The organism is Marinimicrobium locisalis (genome assembly GCF_039822625.1).
Classification (GTDB): Bacteria; Pseudomonadota; Gammaproteobacteria; order Pseudomonadales; family Cellvibrionaceae; genus Marinimicrobium; species Marinimicrobium locisalis.
Window position 1 is genome coordinate 145,989 of sequence record NZ_JBDLLG010000009.1, and the last position, 19,818, is coordinate 165,806.

Annotated in this window: 18 protein-coding genes and 1 pseudogene; 9 read left to right on the plus strand and 10 right to left on the minus strand. The window is 55.2% G+C overall.

Going from position 1 to position 19,818, the window contains the following annotated elements:
* Positions 1 to 45 precede the first annotated feature (45 nt).
* From AAE514_RS07480 to panB, 5 genes are all read left to right on the plus strand, one after another.
* On the plus strand, positions 46 to 1,449 hold the full coding sequence (locus AAE514_RS07480; RefSeq protein ID WP_347330906.1) for a sigma-54-dependent transcriptional regulator: 1,404 nt from the start codon (positions 46 to 48) through the stop codon (positions 1,447 to 1,449).
* Between the two features lie 918 nt (positions 1,450 to 2,367).
* A complete protein-coding gene (gene pcnB, locus AAE514_RS07485; protein ID WP_347330907.1) occupies positions 2,368 to 3,711 on the plus strand; it encodes a polynucleotide adenylyltransferase PcnB in 1,344 nt (447 codons plus the stop codon).
* Entirely contained in the window at positions 3,708 to 4,214 is a 507-nt protein-coding gene (folK, locus tag AAE514_RS07490; RefSeq protein ID WP_347330908.1) for a 2-amino-4-hydroxy-6-hydroxymethyldihydropteridine diphosphokinase, read from the plus strand. Before pcnB ends, folK begins: the two co-directional genes overlap by 4 nt.
* A 12-nt stretch (positions 4,215 to 4,226) precedes the next feature.
* Positions 4,227 to 4,901 (plus strand): deoxynucleoside kinase, encoded by a 675-nt coding sequence (locus AAE514_RS07495; protein WP_347330926.1) that lies wholly within the window; start codon positions 4,227 to 4,229, stop codon positions 4,899 to 4,901.
* Positions 4,902 to 4,921: 20 nt separating this feature from the next.
* Positions 4,922 to 5,746: a 3-methyl-2-oxobutanoate hydroxymethyltransferase gene (gene panB / locus AAE514_RS07500; protein ID WP_347330909.1), complete on the plus strand. Its 825-nt coding sequence runs from the start codon at positions 4,922 to 4,924 to the stop codon at positions 5,744 to 5,746.
* Positions 5,747 to 5,860: 114 nt separating this feature from the next.
* Here the strand turns inward: panB and AAE514_RS07505 are convergent.
* Together AAE514_RS07505 and AAE514_RS07510 are read right to left on the minus strand one after the other, a co-directional pair.
* A pseudogene (locus AAE514_RS07505) lies at positions 5,861 to 7,261 on the minus strand (glycoside hydrolase family 11 protein); the annotation flags it as partial.
* Between the two features lie 528 nt (positions 7,262 to 7,789).
* Complete coding sequence (locus AAE514_RS07510) at positions 7,790 to 9,859, minus strand: glycoside hydrolase family 11 protein (protein WP_347330911.1); 2,070 nt, start codon at positions 9,857 to 9,859, stop codon at positions 7,790 to 7,792.
* Positions 9,860 to 10,628: 769 nt separating this feature from the next.
* Here AAE514_RS07510 and AAE514_RS07515 point away from each other — a divergent pair.
* Positions 10,629 to 11,051 (plus strand): hypothetical protein, encoded by a 423-nt coding sequence (locus tag AAE514_RS07515; RefSeq protein WP_347330912.1) that lies wholly within the window; start codon positions 10,629 to 10,631, stop codon positions 11,049 to 11,051.
* Between the two features lie 144 nt (positions 11,052 to 11,195).
* On the opposite strand, the gene AAE514_RS07520 is transcribed toward AAE514_RS07515, so the two are convergent.
* The 4 genes from AAE514_RS07520 to AAE514_RS07535 form a co-directional block, all read right to left on the minus strand.
* Positions 11,196 to 11,420 carry a helix-turn-helix domain-containing protein gene (locus tag AAE514_RS07520; RefSeq protein ID WP_347330913.1) on the minus strand — a complete coding sequence of 75 codons (225 nt, stop codon included), beginning with the start codon at positions 11,418 to 11,420 and terminating at the stop codon, positions 11,196 to 11,198.
* 233 nt (positions 11,421 to 11,653) lie between these two features.
* Positions 11,654 to 12,544, minus strand: a complete 891-nt coding sequence (locus AAE514_RS07525; RefSeq protein ID WP_347330914.1) for an OmpA family protein — start codon at positions 12,542 to 12,544, stop codon at positions 11,654 to 11,656.
* Positions 12,541 to 12,942 (minus strand): DUF4398 domain-containing protein, encoded by a 402-nt coding sequence (locus AAE514_RS07530; protein WP_347330915.1) that lies wholly within the window; start codon positions 12,940 to 12,942, stop codon positions 12,541 to 12,543. The genes AAE514_RS07525 and AAE514_RS07530 overlap by 4 nt, the downstream gene beginning before the upstream one ends.
* A 45-nt stretch (positions 12,943 to 12,987) precedes the next feature.
* Positions 12,988 to 13,209, minus strand: coding sequence for a hypothetical protein (locus tag AAE514_RS07535; protein ID WP_347330916.1), 222 nt, complete (start codon positions 13,207 to 13,209; stop codon positions 12,988 to 12,990).
* A 298-nt stretch (positions 13,210 to 13,507) separates the two neighbouring features.
* On the opposite strand from AAE514_RS07535, the gene AAE514_RS07540 reads away from it, so the two are divergent.
* Entirely contained in the window at positions 13,508 to 14,143 is a 636-nt protein-coding gene (locus AAE514_RS07540; protein WP_347330917.1) for a Crp/Fnr family transcriptional regulator, read from the plus strand.
* 374 nt (positions 14,144 to 14,517) lie between these two features.
* The gene (locus AAE514_RS07545) at positions 14,518 to 15,252 is read left to right on the plus strand and encodes a Crp/Fnr family transcriptional regulator (RefSeq protein ID WP_347330918.1); all 735 of its coding nucleotides are present in this window, start codon (positions 14,518 to 14,520) and stop codon (positions 15,250 to 15,252) included.
* A gap of 65 nt (positions 15,253 to 15,317) precedes the next feature.
* Here the strand turns inward: AAE514_RS07545 and AAE514_RS07550 are convergent, their stop codons facing one another.
* Positions 15,318 to 15,539, minus strand: coding sequence for a hypothetical protein (locus tag AAE514_RS07550; protein WP_347330919.1), 222 nt, complete (start codon positions 15,537 to 15,539; stop codon positions 15,318 to 15,320).
* A gap of 258 nt (positions 15,540 to 15,797) precedes the next feature.
* Here AAE514_RS07550 and AAE514_RS07555 point away from each other — a divergent pair, with 258 nt between their 5' ends.
* Complete coding sequence (locus tag AAE514_RS07555; protein WP_347330920.1) at positions 15,798 to 16,802, plus strand: diguanylate cyclase domain-containing protein; 1,005 nt, start codon at positions 15,798 to 15,800, stop codon at positions 16,800 to 16,802.
* Between the two features lie 260 nt (positions 16,803 to 17,062).
* Here AAE514_RS07555 and AAE514_RS07560 read toward each other — a convergent pair whose 3' ends face one another.
* From AAE514_RS07560 to AAE514_RS07570, 3 genes are all read right to left on the minus strand, one after another.
* The gene (locus tag AAE514_RS07560; protein WP_347330921.1) at positions 17,063 to 17,719 is read right to left on the minus strand and encodes a DUF5666 domain-containing protein; all 657 of its coding nucleotides are present in this window, start codon (positions 17,717 to 17,719) and stop codon (positions 17,063 to 17,065) included.
* 209 nt (positions 17,720 to 17,928) lie between these two features.
* Entirely contained in the window at positions 17,929 to 18,954 is a 1,026-nt protein-coding gene (locus AAE514_RS07565) for an IS5 family transposase (RefSeq protein ID WP_347330922.1), read from the minus strand.
* 676 nt (positions 18,955 to 19,630) lie between these two features.
* Positions 19,631 to 19,818, minus strand: a 188-nt coding sequence (locus tag AAE514_RS07570) for a transposase domain-containing protein (RefSeq protein WP_347329433.1), incomplete at its 5' end; no start/stop codon positions are given.

Genomic DNA, 19,818 nt, shown 5'->3' on the forward strand with positions numbered 1-19,818 from the left:
GCCAGAACTTGAGCATCCTGCCCGACCATAGGCGATGTGAGCACTATGAGTAAGATCCTGATCGTTGAAGACGAACCCATTATTCGCACCGCGCTGCGCCGGCTTCTGGAGCGCAACAAGTATGAGGTAAGCGAAGCGCCATCGGTCAAAGAGGCTATGGGCAAGTTTTCCCTGCCCGACTTTGACCTGATCATCAGCGATCTGCGCTTGCCCGGCGCACCCGGCACGGACCTGATCAAACAGGCCGAGAATGTGCCGGTACTGATTATGACCAGTTACGCCAGCCTGCGCTCAGCGGTAGACTCCATGCGCATGGGCGCGGTGGATTACATTGCCAAGCCTTTCGACCACGAAGAAATGGTCACCGCCGTCAAGCGGGTGATCGGCAAGGCCAATGCCGCCAGCCAACAGAAACACAGCTCCGCCACCGCGAGCCACGCCATCGCCGGCATGATCGGCTCCAGCGACGTCATGCAGGACTTGTACAACCGCATCCACAAGGTGGCCCCCACCAAGGCCACCGTGCTGGTGCATGGGGAGACCGGCACCGGTAAAGAGCTGGTGGCCCGAGCACTTCACGAGGAAAGCCCGCGCCGGGACAAGACCATGATTTCGGTCAACTGCGCCGCCATTCCCGAGACCTTGATCGAATCCGAACTCTTCGGCCACGAAAAGGGCGCCTTTACCGGCGCCGCCAGCATGCGCGAAGGCCTGGTGGCCGCGGCCGACGGCAGCACCCTTTTTCTTGATGAAATCGGCGAATTGCCGCTAGAGGCCCAAGCCCGGCTGTTGCGTGTACTGCAGGAAGGAGAGGTGCGGCCCATCGGTTCGGTGGAATCACGCAAGGTGGACGTCCGGCTCGTGGCCGCGACCCACCGGGACCTGCGCAAGCTGGCCCAGGAAAAACAGTTCCGAGAAGACCTTTACTTTCGAATCAACGTCGTTCAGCTGGAACTGCCTCCACTGCGCGATCGCGGCAAAGACATTATTTCCCTTGCCGAATCTCTGCTGCAACGCTTCTGCCAAGAAATGGGCAAGCCCAACCTCAAGCTATCCCCCGAGGCGGTACAGGCCATCACCACCTACACTTGGCCGGGCAACGTGCGGGAGCTGGAGAACGCCATACAAAGGGCCGTCATTCTGTGCGAGGACACCCAGGAGATCAGCCACGAACTCCTGGACATTGATCTGGACCTGGTACGCTTTGAGGAAGACGACGAAGATGACACCCGTCGCTCTCCTGAGCGCATCCAGCCCCGGGGTCGGGCGCCCCAGGACCCGAGTGAGGACTTGTCATTGGAGGACTACTTCCAGCGCTTCGTGCTGGAACACCAGGACACCATGAGTGAGACCGAGCTGGCCCGGAAACTGGGCGTCAGCCGCAAATGCCTGTGGGAGCGGCGCCAGCGCTTTGGCATCCCACGCAACAAAACCGCCAGCGCAAAATAAGCCAGATCGCCCATTAACCCGCCTAGCATCCCCGTGCGGCCGCGCCTGAGCGGCCATCTTAACTGCGAATCCTCACTGGATACCCGTTCCTTTCAACGCCGTTTAATGAAGCGCCACCGTAACACTCGCTCACTTTATACGGCGCCAAAAAACAGCATTCAGCGTCACAGACGTTACCGCTGGTTACTTTTTGAACGGACTGTTACCAAACGAATAACTGTTACCTAGTGCGGAAGCCGTAACAAACTGTTCCCGCATTTGTAACGATTAGAAATAACTAAACTTAATAAGTGATCATACAATTAAGTTAAGCCATTGTTTTTAAAGGACTTTTCATTTCTGGCACGCAGCGTGCTCTATATCCGGGCACATAACAACAACAAACAATAAAAAGCGCGACATAATAACAACAACAAACAATAAGAAATGAAACGCCATAATTAAAACAATAGACAATAAGAAAAGAAGAAGTTCATAAATAACAACAACAAATAATAAGAAGTGAAAACAACATAATAATGACAAGAAACAATAAAAACAGACTGCATAATAAAAATGCACAACAATAAGAAAAAGCGAAAGCCTTAGGCTTTACGCATATAAAAACATAACGATAAGACACAAGAAAAAGCGGAAAGACTGACTAGACACTGGAGCGGGATTGCAAGCACGCACACTTGAGATGAGGGCATGGACGCGCCGATTTGAAGATCAAAGGAGCACTGGTAACTCGATCCCACGGGAAAGCTTCGGCTTTCCCGTTTTGCTTTCTGGGCGTTCTTTGCCTTGCGGGCCCTAAAAGGCTCTTCCCTTCCTCAACGTTTCCCCCACACCCTGCCCGTGCTAAACTGCCCGGCTTTCAGACGACCGTCCGGCGAGCCAGCCGACGCGAGAACCCACTGACAGTACCCATTACCCATGCTGAAACGGCTCATCGACAAATTTCGCCCCCGCGCTCGCCAACCGCACCGTCCGCTGATCATTCCCCGCGATCAACACAATGTCTCCCGCCGAAACATCAGCCAGGCGGCGATCAAAATCATGAAGCGCCTGGAGGAAGGCGGTTTTCAGGCGTTCCTGGTGGGCGGCGGCGTGCGGGACCTGCTGCTGGGAGGCCACCCCAAGGACTTCGACATCGCCACCGATGCCAAGCCTGAGCAAATCAAACGCCTCTTCCGCGGGGCCCGCATCATTGGCCGGCGCTTCCAGATCGTGCATGTGCGCATGGGGCGGGAGATTATCGAGGTCACCACCTTCCGCGGGCACCACGACAAGGCCAGCAATGAAGACGGTATGCTCCTTCGGGACAACGTCTACGGCACCCTGGAAACCGACGCCGTGCGGCGTGATTTCACCGTCAACGCCCTCTATTACACCTTGAACGACTTCGCCATTCACGATTACACCGGCGGGCTAGAGGACTTGGAGAAGCGAACCCTGCGTATCATCGGCGACCCACACACCCGCTACAAGGAAGATCCTGTCCGCATGCTTCGCGCAGTGCGCTTCGCCGCCAAACTGGGTTTTCAGGTCGATCCGGGCACGGCCGACCCCATCATTGAGCTGGGAGAGCTGCTGCGCAACGTGCCGCCCGCCCGTCTCTTCGAAGAGGTCCTCAAGCTTTTCATGGCCGGCTCGGCCACCGCCACCTTTACTCTGATGCGGGACTACGGCCTCCTGGCCCACCTGTTTCCGGCTACCGAGGCGGCCCTGGAAGCGGGCAGTGAGACCGGTTTAGCGCTCATTGAAAACACCATGGCCAACACCGACAAGCGCGTGCGCGCCGGCAAACCCGTAACGCCCGCGTTTATTTTCGCCGCCATGCTCTGGCCTCCCATGGCCGCCCGCGCCGACCACCTGGCCAAGAACATGCCGCCCCCGCAGGCGTACCAGCAGGCGGCCACCGAAGTGATTGGGCACCAGTTGGGGCACACCTCCATCCCCAAGCGTTTCCTCATTCCGATGCGAGAGATGTGGGATATGCAGCATCGCCTGGTCCAGAAGCGTCACCCGCAACGCTTACTGGAGCAGTCCCGATTCCGGGCCGCCTATGACTTCCTGCTATTGCGAGAAGCCGCCGGTGAGCACCTGGACGGGGCGGGCAACTGGTGGACCCGCTTCCAAGAGGTAGATGAAGCCGAACAACAGAAAATGATCGCCGAGGCCCGCCAGGGCGCCAAGCCCAGAGGCGGACGCCGCCGGGGGCGCAAGCGCCGTCGCCCCCCCTCCGGCGAATCGCCCAGCCCTACCCCTCAGGAATGACGCCGGCCCATTGCTACATTGGCCTGGGCAGTAACCTCGACGGCCCCCGGGCGCATGTCGAGCGCGCTTTTGATGAACTGTCCCAGTTGCCTCAAAGCCGGCTTCTGGCGCGCTCATCCCTATACCGCAGCGCGCCGGTCGGTCCACCCCAGCCCGACTACATCAACGCCGTCGCTAAGCTCAAGACAGCGCTCCTGCCGCTGGAGCTGCTGGACGAGCTACAACGGCTCGAGCGGGCCCATCGACGGGTACGCCGAGAGCATTGGGGGCCCAGAACGCTGGATTTGGACCTGCTACTGTACGGCCACCAGCGCATCGACGAACCCCGGCTGCGGGTCCCCCACCCGGAAATGCCCCACCGGGCGTTCGTGCTCTACCCCCTGGCCGATATCGCCCCTGAACTGACCCTTCCCTCGAACACCTCTCTTGAGTCATTATTAGCAAGGTGCCCATTCGAGGGGCTGGAACGCCTCACCTCTGACAGCCAACACCGGGAGTCTTAACTCGTGTCGACCATGTTTGACGACCATCAATGGGACCTCTCACAGGCCGAGCTTCCCCGCTATATCGCCGTCGAAGGCCCGATCGGCGTGGGCAAGACCACGCTCGCCAAAAACATCGCCCAGCTGTTCAACTACGATGTATTGCTTGAGCAACCCGAGGAGAACCCCTTTTTGGAGCGCTTTTACCGCGCCCCGCGCACCGTGGCGTTACAGACTCAGTTGTTTTTCCTGTTTCAGCGGACCAACCAGCTCCAGGAACTGCGCCAGAACGACCTGTTCGAGCCTGTGCGCGTGGCCGACTTCCTGATGGAAAAAGACCAGCTGTTCGCCCAGGTTACCCTGGATGACGATGAACTGAGCATTTACCAGCAAGTGTATGACCGGCTCACCCTGGACGCTCCCGTACCGGATTTGGTGATCTACCTGCAAGCCCCCTCCAAGGTCCTGAACGAACGCATCCGCCAACGAGGCGTGGCCAGCGAACAGAACATCAGCCCGGAGTACCTGGAAGCGCTGAACGAAGCCTATACTCAGTTCTTCCATTACTACGACAGTTCTCCATTACTGATCGTCAACGCTCAGGACCTGGACCTGGCCAACAACCGACAGCATTTTCAGCAATTGATCGAAACGCTGCTGACCATCAAAAGCGGGCGCCACTACTACAACCCCACACCGGCGCTCTGAGCCCGACCCGGAGAGATGCTATGCCTTACGGATCGAATACCGACACCGCTCTGAACAAAACCGTCACCATCAAGACCTTGCAGAAACTCAAGGATCAACGCGAAAAGTTCGTGATGGTCGCACTGTACGACGCCCCCATGGCGGGAATGGCGGAAAAGTGTGGCGTGGAGACGGTACTTATTGGCGACTCTCTCGGCATGACCGTGCTGGGCTACCAAAGCACTATCCCCGTCACCATGGAGCAGATGACCTACCACGTTGAAGCGGTGGCGAGGGGCAACCGAAAGTCCCTGATCATCGCCGACCTGCCCTTTATGACCTACGCAACGCTGGAAGACGCACTAAAAAACTCCGCGCGCCTGATGCAGGCCGGAGCACAGATGATCAAAATTGAAGGTGGTCGCTGGCTTGAGGATACCGTGCGGCGCTTGAGCGAGTGCGGTATTCCGGTATGCGCCCACTTGGGCCTGACTCCCCAGTCGGTGAATAAGTTCGGCGGCTTCCGGGTCCAGGGACGCTCTCCCGAGCAAGCGGAGGAGATCGCCGAGGACGCCGGCATTCTGTCCGAGGCTGGCGCCGACCTGCTGGTGCTCGAATGCGTGCCCTCGGAACTCGCGGCGCGCATTACCCGCGAGATCCCCATCCCCACCGTGGGCATCGGCGCTGGCCGCGATACCGACGCTCAGGTACTGGTCATCAACGACATTCTGGGCCTGACCGAACAGCCCCCCAAGTTTTCCAAGAACTTCTTGACCGAGGCCGGCGACATCCCCGGCGCCTTGAAAAAGTATGTCGCAGACGTCAAAGCCGGTGAGTTCCCAAGCGACGACCATATATTCCTCTAACCCCACCGCTTCAGAACGAACAGCCACAAAAAAAGGGCGGATAAATATCCGCCCTTTTCGGGTAAGCCGGGTCGCCCCGGCTCGGGTTAATGGGTACTGCTACCCCAACCCTTAGTTACAGACTTCGCCACCGTCACCGTACTGGTCGTTACAGGTGGTAGTGCCGATGCAGCTTTCGTTGTTTTCCCAACCCCAGCCGCTTTCTTGGTTTTCGCAAGAGGCGTAGGTAGTACCGTACCAGTTACACTGGCAAGCGCTGCCACCGGTGTTTCCACCCGTATTGCCTCCGGTGTTGCCTCCGGTATTACCACCGTTGTCGCCACCAGTATTACCGCCGGTATCGCCACCCGTGTTGCCACCGGTATTGCCGCCCGTGCAGTTACCGCTGAAGCAATCGCCGGTTTCGCCGAAGCCGATCACGCCGTCACAGTGCATGGTTTCCGCATAGGAGCCACCACCGCACTCGCCGTCGTAAGTGGCGGTATTGTATTCCATATCTTCGGCTTGCCGGGTTTCACCGTTTACGTAGACGTTGTCCAGAACCACGTCGCGATCACCGCCATCGTTGTCAAACTCTACCTGAACATCGCCCGAGGCATTGCCACTGTAGGTATAGTTCGCGAAGTTGGTGGTCAGATCCCAATCGGCCACCACGCTGCCACCGATAATCAGGTTGATATGCTCGCCGCCAGCGACACCACGAGCGCGAACCACAATATCGCTACCAGAGGGTGAGCCGTCACCGTTGTCGCCACCGGGGTCGCCACCACCACCGGGGTTACCACCGCCGCCGGGGTTGCCGCCGCCACCGGCGCCTTCGCTTACGGTGATATCAGAGCTACCCGTGCTCTGGTAACCTTCGGTCGCCATCACCATGTAGTCATGGTCACCCAACTGCAAGCCCGCTGCTTGCCAGGCATCAAAGTGGTTACCCACGGTAATGGTACCGCTAATACTACCGAAGCCCTTCTTGGGCTGGCGAACACTGAAGTACTGATCGAATGTCGCATTGCCTTCAATAGACGGCTTATTTATGCGCTGACAACGAATAAGCTCATAGGTGGCGCCGTCGCTTTGAAAGGTGCCGAAGGTTTGACGACCTTCACTGCAGGAGGACGGGTTGTAAGACCCGTAACTTTCGATCACGTAGTACTCGACCAACGGATTGCGAGTCCAACCATACAGTGCGAGGTAGGAGTTCTGGGAATTATCCACGTTGTAGCTGCCGGAATAATTCACCACTTTACGGCCACCCGGGTTCCAGCCTTTACCGCCAACCCAGTTGTTCGTGGCGTTGCTCCACTGGGAGCGGTAGCGACCGCCCTCCAGAAGCTCAAAAGACGCATCGCCATTATCCTTCCAGAACGAGTAATAGAACCCGTCGTGAGTGCCCGTTTCATTCTGAGTCAACGTCTGAGCGTAAGCCCCTGACGCGCAGAGAGTTGCGGCACACACTAGCGCTTTGGTCGCGCAAGCGCCTTGTTTCGCAAATTGCTTAAGTGTTGTTAAGTTCATAAAAAAGTACCCTTCATAACTTATTTTAATGATGAGCCAAGCCGGGCCTACAAAAAACCGGGTTTTAAAACCCGACAATTTTGACGCGCACCGTTCATTGCTCGACTCCTGGGGCAGCTGCTCACAAATAAAAATAGATACAGCGAAGAAAACCTCAAGCCTGTTTTATTTGTGTTTAATCCTATTAAACCTTAAAACCAAAAGTGCTTGCGGCCTACCTGTGAAACATCAAAGAGGCCACATAGGAACGCTCCTTATGCTGCTCCTATAGCTGCTTACCGTTCAGACTCGGGACACAGATATAGCAACCCCAATTCTTATTGTCAACAAGACAATAAATATTGGCACTTCAACCTTTCTTATTGAAATAACGCCCGCCAACGATTATTCATTCTGTGAAAAAATTCCGTTCTTACGGTTCTTAAAATACTTTTTTTAAGCGTAAAAAAAGCGGGGTAAAAACCCCGCTTAAATCGATAATCGCTATGAAAAACAAATGGCTTTATGGCTTAACGTATTAACACGGGATCAGTTGCAAACCTCGCCACCATCGCCGTATTGATCATTACAAGTAGTGGAGCCAATGCAGCTTGCGGAGTTCTCCCAGCCCCAACCACTATTTTGGTTATCGCAGCTTGGGTACAGGGTTCCGTACCAGTTGCACTGACAGTCACTGCCGGTGCTTCCACCTGCGTCACCTCCGGTATTGCCACCAGTATCGCCCCCGGTGTCGCCACCGGTATTACCACCGGTATCACCCCCAGTGTTTCCGCCCGTATCGCCACCGGTAGAACCACTCGGCGCGACGGCGCGACCGGTATTCGGGTCGATGCGACCGGGGCACAAACCTTTTGCCTGCAAGTTAGAGGCAATTTGCGGAAGAGCCGCATTGGTATTCGCGTAATTGGCATCGTGCATCAAAATCACCTGGCCATCCTGCAACTGATTTGCGGCATTAGCGATTTGCGAGGCACTGGCGCTATCCCAGTCCCGAGAGTCCACATCCCAAGTGATAAAGGTCAGCCCTTGGTCCTGCGCCGCTTGGCGAATAGTGGAGGTGTTATCGCCGTAGGGAGGACGATAGAGTGTAGGCTTAGGTGCGCCGGCATTCTGGATGGCATCATTGGTGCGACTAATTTCATCCACCACCTGCTGGTAGCTATAGCCGGTCATGGACGGGTGCGAGTAGCTATGGTTCTGCACTTCACCCACTTCCATCATCTGAGAAACCATTCCCGGATTATTGTCCACATACTCGCCCTGGCTGAACCAGGTCACGGGGGTCAGATCATTTTGCTGTAGCAAGCTAATAAGCGTGCTGGTATTGCCGTTCGGTCCATCGTCAAACGTCAGGCCAACATAACCACTACAGCTAGTGCCACCCGAGTCGTTTCCGGTATCACCGCCCGTGTTGCCGCCAGTGTCGCCTCCGGTATTTCCGCCGGTGTCGCCGCCGCTGCAGCTGCCGCTGAAACAATCCGACGTTTCGCCAAAACCGATGACCCCGTCGCAATGCATGGTTTCCGAATAGGAGCCACCACCACACTCACCATCATAGGTAGCGGTGTTGTATTCCATATCCTCAGCCTGGCGAGTTTCGCCGTTGACGTACACGCTGTCCAGAATCACATCACGGTCACCGCCGTCATTATCGAACTCCACCTGCACATCGCCCGAAGCGCCACCGGTATAGGTGTAATTGGCCAGGCTTGTGGTCAGGCTCCAGTCCGCAACAACACTGCCGCCGACCAATAGGTTAACGTGTTCGCCGCCCGCGACACCGCGCGCCCGAACCACAATATCGCCGCTATTCCCATCGGAACCGCTGTCACCAGTATCACCGCCAGTATTTCCACCGGTATCACCTCCGGTGTTACCACCAGTATCGCCACCGGTACCTTCGCTCACGGTAATATCTGAGCTACCTCGGCTTTGATAGCCTTCGGTGGCCAGAACCATATAGTCATGGTCCCCGAGTTGCAGGCCCGCCGCGGCCCAGGCATCAAAGTGGTTGCCCACGGTAATGGTACCGCTGATATTGCCAAAGCCTTTCTTGGGCTGGCGAACGCTGAAGTACTGGTCAAACGTGGCGTTACCTTCAATGGAGGGTTTGTTCACGCGCTGGCAACGAATAATCTCGTAGGTTGCGCCGTCGCTTTGAAAGGTACCGTGGTTTTCCCGCCCTTGGGTACAGGAGGAGGGATTGTAAGAGCCGTAACTTTCAATTACGTAGTATTCGACCAACGGATTGCGAGTCCAACCATACAGGGCGAGGTAGGAGTTCTGGGAATTATCCACGTTGTAGCTGCCGGAATAATTCACCACTTTGCGGCCACCCGGATTCCAGCCTTTACCGCCAACCCAGTTGTTCGTGGAGTTGCTCCACTGGGACCGATAACGACCGCCTTCCAACAACTCAAAAGAGGCGTCGCCACTGTCTTTCCAGAACGAGTAATAAAACCCATCGTGGGTACCCGTGGAGTTCTCAGTCAACGTTTGGGCGTAAGCCCCGGAGGCACAGAGCGTTGCGGCACAAAGCAACGCCTTGGTGGCGTTTGCGCCACCAGTTGCAAGCCGCTTAAGTGATATCAAGTTCATAGTAAAAAACCCTTCATAACTTATTTTAATTTAAAATCAGGCTATTTATTTCGAATCGAACAGCTCCACACACCACAGCAATTCACTCATAACGCAACAGCCCGAAACTCGGCGCACAGCTATAGCAACGCCCTCACTTATTGTCAACGAGACAATAATGAATGGCGCATTAATCTCTATTAATGAGGCGTAATACGCCATGGATATGTGATTTTGTGAGAAAATTCCGCTGGTCGCGTGCTTAGCCTAACCTCGATTTTTGCGGGAAAAGTTTGTTGAAAAACAGATGCAATCAATTGACTTCGCTTTATATGCTCGCTAAGCTTTACCCCACTATTGAGGTAGTCTTCTCAGAAAATACTGTAAAACGTTGGCTTATCAACTCAAGGAAGCAGCCAGTGCGAAGCTCGGACTTGTCCACCATCTCACCTTCTTTACTAGAGAAAGTATTCACTCTCTCAATACTTCTTTTCCTTACCCCTATCGCGGCATCTGGGCCTCCACAGCCCTCAGAGCTGGACCAGGCCAAGAGCGCGTTGTTCTCTGAAGATACTGAAAGAGCCAGAGACCTCTTCTCCCTGCTCACGGATAGCACAGAATAGACAGTAGGTTTGGTGCCACAAAGGCGTTAATTGAAGGTTATCGTCAAATGGGGATTAATCTGAGCGAGATCAGGCGAGAGTTCAACCACGGCATGCGGCAAATCGAACGAAACCCCACGCTCATTCAATGCCTATTTTCCCACTGCCCCAGTATAAGCCGCTACTAAGTGAAAGCCAAAACTACCAATACTGCTCTGCTGGCTGTCGCTGTTCTAGTGACACCAGCAGTGGTTTTTAGCATCTACGATATTTTTCGAGTTTTAGAAGAAGCCAGCCAAAAGCACGAGACAATAATCCTACATTCGGGAACGCATTACTTACTACTTGGCACTGTTTTATGGGTTCTAGTAGTACTGCAACAAATGGCGCTCAAAGGACGAGAAGCTACGATCAAAAAATGGGGTGGCAAGGTTCTTATAGGATGGTTTCTCAGCTGTCTTTTGCTGGCAAATGTTATCCCTATGGCGCTGAGTAGTCATTTAAAAGAAAAGGGTTACCACAAATGCGTAGTTCTTGACGTCACCGCAAACCATAGAAGGGGACGGGAGTATATCTACGCCCTGCCCCAATGTGCTGAGTTGAATAAGTAAGAACACCTGCCACCGCTTCCAACCATAGAGATATGAGTTCAACGTCAAAGCTATCAACGACTCACACACATCACTCATCTTCGCCGGCCTGGCAACGAAAAAATCCCCGTTTCGATACCGACAACGGGGCAATAGGGACAATGGCTAGCGGAGCAGACTGACAGCATCGACGTTCAGCGCATTGGCAACCCGTTCCAGAGTGCTGAGCGTGATGTTCTTCTCACCACGCTCCAGCATTCCGATATAAGTTCGGTGGACATCCGCCAGGTCAGCCAGCGCCTCCTGGGACAATCCACGATCACGCCGCTCGCGGCGGACATTTTCCGCAAACTGGCGCACCAACTGACAGGACTTTTCTGAATTCGACATGCCATCAATGTGCCCACGTGCATACTATAAATCTACATACTATAATTATCAATTGGATAATTGTGACCTGGTTCACACTTAGGCAAAGGGGCGTCGCGAGGAAGGTGCAGGTGGGGAGCTGGTAGTTAAGGCCGGCCCCATAAAAAAACCAGCCAGCGGATGTTTGGGTTCCGATGGCTGGATCAATGGTGAGGCCAGCCCTTTGCAGGGATGGCCGTTAACAGCGTGGCCCGCTAGCGTCGAGAAGGATTCTCGATGATGATTTCAACACGACGGTTCTGCTGCCGCCCGCTTGCGGAGTCGTTACTCGCGACTGGCTGACCCATGCCAATACCCGAGGTGGAGAGCCGCTGCGAAGCGATTTCCTGCTCCGCCAGGTAGTGACTGACCGACTCTGCGCGTTCGCGCGACAATTCCTGATTGTACTCAACGCTACCGACATTATCGGTATGGCCTTCAATCTGCACCCGGCGTTCGGGATATTCATTTAAGAAGGTGACCAGCTTGTCCAGTGTGCGGTAGGCCCCACCCTGAAGCTCGGCGCTTCCGGTGGAGAATAGAACATCCCCCAGCGTTAATACCAGCCCCCGGTCCGTCACCTCAGCCTGCAAGGCATCTATCTGGCTCTGATACTCGGCGGCTTGGCGCGAGGCAGCCGCCGCCCCTTCTTCTTTAGAGGTGCGGGCAGCCTCAGCGTCACTACGGGCTTTGCTAGCCTCATCCCGCGCTCGCCCCACTTCGCGGGTGCGAGCGTCCAGTCGTGCCGCGTCGCGTTGCTCACCCAGCTGCTCCCGCTGAGCTTCGGCATAACGTGTGGCGGCCCTGGCTTCGGCGATCGCCACCTTCTGGTCCGCCATATACACTCTATGCTCGCCCAGCGCCGCCTTGTCTTTCGGTAATGGCTCCTCGGCAACACGCACGGCCGCTTCGGCCTCTCTGATCTCAACCCGCGCCCGGTCTGCCAAGTTGGGGTCGTTCTGTAGCGTCGTCAACATATTCCGTGCTTCAGAGGCCCCCTCGGGGCTATCCGGCGCCGTGGCGCAGGCGGTAATCATCAATGATGAAAATACCAGCGCGAATAAGGTCGTTCCGCGCTTTACTTGTTGAGTTGTCGTAGTACTCATGGCCGATCTCCCGTGCGTTTCATTTCTTCGTCAAGGGCATCGGCGCTGCGGCCCATCTCCCTGTTGATTTCCGCGGCTTTCGCGGACTCGGTTCTCGCGGAGGCAAGCTCCGCCACTACGGCCGCTTCTCGGGCGAGGCGCTCGGCTTCAGCCATTCGCTCGTTGCTGACCGCTTCCTCCGCCGCGACCAGCTTTTGCTGCGCCTCATCCAGCTCGGCGCCGGCGTGTTGTCGCGCACCGGCCTGTTCGGCGCTGGCAATGGCATCACGGGCTTCGACCAGTGCCGCTGTGGGCGCCACCGGGGCGGTGGCGCAAGCGCTTACTAAAATAACGGCCAAAGCCAAGCCCAAGTAGCCGCGTAGGCGGCCGCCAAAACGTCTGTTAATTGATTGATACATGTTGAAACTCCTCATAGGTAACCCAGTGCGCGACGAACCCTACGGCTAACGACGCCCTCGGCCAAAAAAGAATATAAGACCGCCTATCACAATGCCCCCCACTCCCGCCCAGGCAGGAATGTTCACCCGCTCGTTGTCTTGCACGGAAAGATTGAGCGGACCAAGGCTGGTTTCGTGCGTATCCTTGGTGTAAGTAAATCCGCCATAGGCGAGGGCGAGAACACCGAGCAGGACCAATACCACGGCTGCTAGCTGAAAAGGCTTCATGAATCCAGTTCCTCCTTAGATCTGATTAGGTGGGGTCAGGCTTGTTGAGGCCCGGCTCTGTTACCTGGACTGTAACGCCGATTGATGACGGGTCTCTGTACGATAGCGCACTGATACTAAAACTTTCTCCGACTAGTATCGGTACCTCAATTGGCCGGGCGGGTCCAACGCCGGCGCAATGTTTGCTCACCTCTTCCGGTGAATGCGCATGTCAGAGAAAGGAAAGGCTCCAACTGTTAATGAAACTCTAGATGGAAACCGCTTACTGGACAGTCTGCCTTCGAGGCAACGCGCAGGCGTGAAATCCTACTGCGAGCCCGTCGATCTCAAAGTCGGCACAGTTCTCTGCCAAGCGGGCCAACCTTTCCGTTATGCGTATTTCCCCATAGTGGGTACCATCTCGCTCACCGAAACACTCGCAGGCCACGAGCCTTTAGAAACCGACAGTATCGGCAACGAGGGTATGCTCGGCTCGGCGCTGGTCCTCAACATTAAACACGCCCCTCAAACCGCCGTGGTACAAACACCCCTTCAGGCGCTTCGTTTTCGGGCAAAACAAATGCCCACAGCCTTGCGGAGTCTGCCCAGCCTGCTTGGCGCGCTGCAAAGGTACCTCTACGCCAGTATGGTGGAACAGTCGCAAACCACGGGCTGCATTCATTTCCATGAGGTAGCCAGGCGATTGGCCAAGGCCCTCTTACTGGCCCAGGACCGGGCCAACAGCAACCACCTCCCTCTGACTCACCAACACCTCGCCGATACGCTTGGGGTACGGCGAAGCGCCGTTACCATTGCCGCCATTAAGCTACAGCGCGACGGCATTATTCGCTACAGTCGAGGGAAAATATCCATTCTTGACCGGGAGAGGCTCGAAAACTCCTCCTGCCGGTGTTACCAAGCGAGCGTAGAAAATTATGCAAAAGCTCTTCTTTGACCTACCTTTTTCGACCTAAAATGATTAGCCTGCCACCTTTTCCTACGCATGTTCGATACCGTACAGAGCGCCCTTCACCGATGCGGTAACCTTCTAGATAAGGAAGCCAGGGGCGATGGGCTATCAGTTTCACGAGCCGTTCTTGCTCAGGATTGGCAATAACGAACCCACAAGGATGAAAGGGAAGACAAGGACCAGCACAGATACGAACGGAAGACACGGAGGTAATTTGGGTGTGCTCGAGAAACTGATAGCCCATCGCCCCTTTTGGCAAGAAAAGGCATTACCGACCCTATGTAACCTATCGCACATTAACCTTGACAGGCGGGGGGGAAGTGAGGCATACAGGCCACTCCTACAAGGAGATGTCAACGATGCCCCAATCGTTACCGCGCTTACAAAACCATATTCTCGCCGCCCTGCCACCAGAGGCGCGCGAGCGCATTTTCCCTTACCTGGAAGAAGTCGCAATGCCCCTAGGCAAGGTACTCTATGAGCCAGGCGACAAAATGCGCTATGTGTATTTTCCCGTCGACTGCATCGTGTCCTTACTATACGTTATGGAGGACGGCGCCTCGGCGGAAATTTCCGTCGTCGGCAACGAGGGCCTGGTGGGTATCTCGCTCTTTATGGGCGGCGAAAGCACCTCCAGTCGTGCCCTGGTCCAGAGCGGCGGGACTGGCTACCGCCTGGCCGGGCCACGGCTCATTGACGAATTCAACCGGCACGGCCAGTTAATGTCGCTGGTACTGCGTTATACCCAGGCCCTGATTACTCAGATGGCCCAGACCGCTGTGTGCAACCGACACCACTCCATTGACCAGCAACTGTGCCGCTGGCTGTTGCTGTCCCTGGACCGCTTGCCCACCAAGCACTTGGTCATGACGCAAGAGCTGATCGCCAATATGCTCGGTGTCCGTCGTGAAGGGGTCACGGAGGCGGCCGGAAGGCTGCAAAGGCTAGGCGTAATTGAATATCGACGCGGTCACATCGAAGTGACCAATCGCACAAAGCTAGAAGAACTCAGTTGCGAGTGCTATGCGGTTGTCAAAAAAGAGACGGACCGCTTGTTAAAGCCCGCCTCTTCCCCGAATCAACTATCCTTGTAATACAACACATTCGCCAGCTCCTTCCCGCAGCCGCATTCCCTTGCATGGCACTCACCCCCTTGGCGTTAGTGTTTCCTTTGGCCACCAGGGGCGAGACGACTATTGTCCATATTGCCCCTGCCCGCCAGGTAGTTCATTTTTGAGAACCTAATTGCATTTTTTGGCGCCGTTTCAGAAAGCCTCTGTTCATTAACTTCACCGCAGGAATAATTCTGCGCGGCCTGCTTTTGCAGGCGGCGCTCAATGGCTGCTTTATCATTCGCTTTGTTGCTTTGCCTTTCTACCATGAGGTTTCTCCAGAAAGCGCCGTACTCCTGCGAGAGCGCCGAGCATCGGTTAGGCTTCCTTTTAGACACTAAGCGATGACAGCCGGGAAGTCGGTGCGCTAGCACACCGAGGCGTGACAATAATATTTCGCCATTTTCTTGGCTGCTTTAGCCGCCAATATCGACTTTGCGTGGGCTTCCGCACAGAGCCGGCGCGTCCACAGCTCTACCATTCCCAATATGTCTACTGCTTTGATCCTAACCAGGAGGACCATTACAGTGCCTCAGGAACAAAATTTTTCAAGCATGATGAAGCAGGTGCCTCCCCAGAGCCGCCGCCCTCCCAACCCGCCGGGTATGGCAAAGGCCCCTCATCACCTTTCAGCCAACGTCTCTTTTGAAGACATGGCACTCATAACCCTTGATGCCATCGGCGACGCCGTGCTGGTAATCGACCCTAAGGGCAAAGTGATCTACCTCAACAAAGTCGCCGAAACACTGACAGGATGGCCGAGCGAAGAGGCCCTCGGGCGGGCGGTTGGAGACATTTTCTTCAACGTTGACCGGGTCACCCGCCAGCGCGCGATTAACCCCGCCCACCGAGCCATAAAGGAAGGCCGAACCGTGGCGTTGGCACTGGGCAGCGTACTGATTCGCCGCGACGGTTCCGACATCGCCATTGAAGACTCTGCCGCCCCCGTCCACAACCACCGCGGGAAAGTGGTCGGGGCGGTCATTGTGTTCCACGATGCCCGCCAGTACGGAGCCGTGATGCAGAAGATGAGCCATCTCGCCCAGCACGACGCCCTCACCGGCCTCCCCAACCGCGTGTTTTTAATGGAACGGCTGACTCACGCCATCGGCATGGCCCAGCGGCGTGGCAGAAAAATGGCGCTGCTGTTTCTCGACCTGGACTATTTCAAGGAGATTAACGACTCCTTCGGCCACACCCTCGGCGATCAATTACTGCGAAAAGCGAGCGACAAAATCTCTTCCTGCGTTCGCGCCACCGACACGGTTAGCCGGCACGGTGGTGATGAGTTCGTAGTTCTGTTAACCGAAATCAAAGAAAGGCAAGACGCCGCCCATGTGGCCGAAAAATTACTGGACGAGTTTACCGAGCCGCAGGTGATCGATGGCCACCAACTTCCACTGACCCTGAGCATCGGTATTAGCGTTTATCCTGAAAGTGGTGACGACGCCGACGTGCTGTTGCAAAATGCCGACACTGCCATGTACAAAGCCAAGGAAGGCGGTCGAAACAGCTATCAATTTTTCTGCTGAACAAGCAAAGGCACAGAGCCGCTTCATTTGCATTAAAGTCCCAGACTTTAGCGTATAACCACGCAAGAGTGTTGAAAGGAAAGCAGACGAACAGGAAAATAGCCCTATCTACCACTTCGTTAATAAAATGGAGGTGCTGGTCCTGAACCACGAAAATTTTCGCGCCAGAACCAGAAGCCAGCAAAGGAAGCGTGCTAGCTTTACGTTCGCTAACACGACAGCACCTGCCCTTCCCCTGCCGGCGCTTTCAGAGAAAGGTCTTAGTTGTAGGAGATGATAGTCTCGGCGGAAATCTCATTTTCATCGAAGACGCCCGGGTCCAAATCGCCCGAGACGCTGACAAAGTCTCCCTTTTCGACTTGCACTACCCCAACATCGTCTAACGAATTGTAATCCATTTGTAGGGTGTCAACCGAGACCTTGCTTTCCCCTGTGTCAACAGTAAATTCACGGCCTGAAATAGACGTAACGGTCCCCGCCACCTGTAGATCAAAGTCTGCGGGCACACTGAGGTAGGTGTAGGTGACGGGCAGTACCTCTTCTTCATCGACCGGCGTCGGCGCCGTAACCATGGTGTCCAAATCCTCGATGTATATACTGCCAGCTTCTATTTTGCTGTTCTGGTAAAAACCGTCGTCGACGCGACCGTAAACCGTAACACTGTCTCCTTCACTAATTGCCCAACCATCGCCTAGGCTATCCCAGTCATCAGTTTCAACTGTTATGGTGCCTTCACCATAGTCTAACTCAAAAGCTTCGGGGGTATACGATGCCACCTTGCCACTCAATGACACCCAACTTCCATCCGGCTCGTCTTTAGCATCTGCAGTCGCGGGTAGCGGCAACGTAATGGCAGCGGCTGCGCCGAGGGCGCCTATTGTTTGCAATAGGTTTTTGTGTTTAGAGATAACGCTCATATTTCTCCTCCTCACTTAATAGTCGTGATTGAGTTAAACAGAGCACACATGGGGACCTCTATTATTTACCGCAATACCGGATGACGGGCATCCATTGTTTGAGATTTACTTTGAGCATCTCCTGATGATTATTTTTATGCCAGACAAAGGACGTTTCTCGCCATTTGCCGCCGCTATAGAGCCCTTTGAGCCCTATAGCGGCCCTAATCTCAAATTCCAGACAGACCTCTCCTGTGCAAACTGACAAAACGGCGGAAGTTATAGACCAGGTTCATCATGCCGACCTTAACCGCCGCTCGGGCCAAGCCAATGACCCGAACCAAGCTCCCGCCTTGTCCGCTTTCAATCGCACCGAAAACGTGTTCGACTCTCGCTCGCACCTTGGACTTGGTCCGGTTGGCTTGTTTTTCTCGCTCGGTCAGCGACCGGCCGCGGTGGCCTTTGCGGTGCACCCGACTTCGGTATCCCATCGCCTTGAGCGTGATTTCACTCTCTTCGCTGTAATAAGCGCTGTCAGCCCAGACGTCCCTGGAGCTGTTATCCCCCAGCAGTTCGTGGAAAACCTGAGAGTCGTGCACCTCAGCCGAGGTGACTTCATAGTCCCGGATCAACTTGTGCTTGTTGTCCACGCAAGCGTGGTTCTTGTAGCCGTAGTGGGTTTCCTTGTTCTTCTTGGTCCAGCGGGCATCGAGGTCTTTTTGACGCTTGACGTTGGGGCCCTTCTCGATCCGATCCGGTACCTTGCCCTCCTTTATCTGGGCGTTCTCTTCACGGCGGTTGCGCTGCCTGGGCGCCTCCACAAAGCTGGCATCGACAATCTGCCCCTTGCGCGCCTTGTAGCCTTTCTCGCCCAATTGAATATCAAACGCCACAAACAGCTTTTTCATCAATTGGCGCTTGGCCAGCTGCTCACGAAACAGCCAGATGGTCTTTGCATCCGGCGTCCTGTCTTCCGGGTGGAGCCCCAGAAATCGGCAGAAGCTGAAGCGGTCCCGAATCTGGTATTCCAGCTCATCATCGGATATGTTGTACAGGTGCTGAAGCACCAGGGCCTTGAACATCAGCAACTCGTCAAAGGGCTTTCGCCCGGCATTGCTTTTCTTGGGCCTGTTTCGCACTTTGGCCAAGATGGGGCGGAACTCTTCCCAGTCGATCATCCGGTTCAGCGAGACCAGTGGGTCTCGCTCATCCAGCTTTTGGTGACGGTTTTCAAGATCGAAGAAGCTTGGCTGCATGGGTCTGCTCCTGAACAAGTTCGACGACTGGGAAATTATACCAATTTCAGGTGATTTTTAGAGGTCCCCACATGTCAACCTACACACTTAGAAAGTGTAATTATGCTCCTACCCCACCTGTCAACACAGGGCCCTAAAAGTTCCACATTAAAGGCCAAGAAGACTCCCTCTAGCCTACAGGGCTACAGCCGAACTCATTAAGCAATCCGTTCATCAGGGGCCACGACGCTAGGAATAGCGTCAGGCAACGTTGAAAACTGTTTCACTGAGCTAAATCCATTTTTGAATTTGAAAAGTAATGTGAAGTTCCCGTTGGATAACGGTCGGCTAATGCCGCCTAGTTGATAGGGTTCGCGGGGTACTGGCAGCTCTATTTTCATAGTGTAAACGAACGAAAAGAGGAACGAAGCGCTGGCTCTTGAAAAGCGCCCCGGTTCTTCATCGCCTCTCTCCCCGGCCTCGGCGCCGCAGCCGGCCTTTACGGTCGCCCACAGGCTTCTAGGCGGCAGCCAGCCAAAATATGTCATGAACAGCAAAGCCGTGCGTAATGCATTGGGTTCCGATACGATGTTCCATTTTCCCGGGACCCTAAAAGCTAGGTTGAGATATAGACGCCTTTTGAAATTTCATTCTCTGAACTTGGCTCCGGTGTTAATGGCCACCTAAACGTAACCGTTCATTCAGAGGCGTGGTTGACGGCCCTGTAGAGGTCTGATCGGAGCGGCTGATCGGCGAAGGTGTCTTTCCACGCCCGGGGCGTCAGCTCTTCCACCCGGCTGGCCGGGTGCTCACTGATGCGAAGCAGCACATCGGTCAAGTAGGTGTAGGTATTGATCCCATGCAGCTTACAGGTGCTGATCAAGC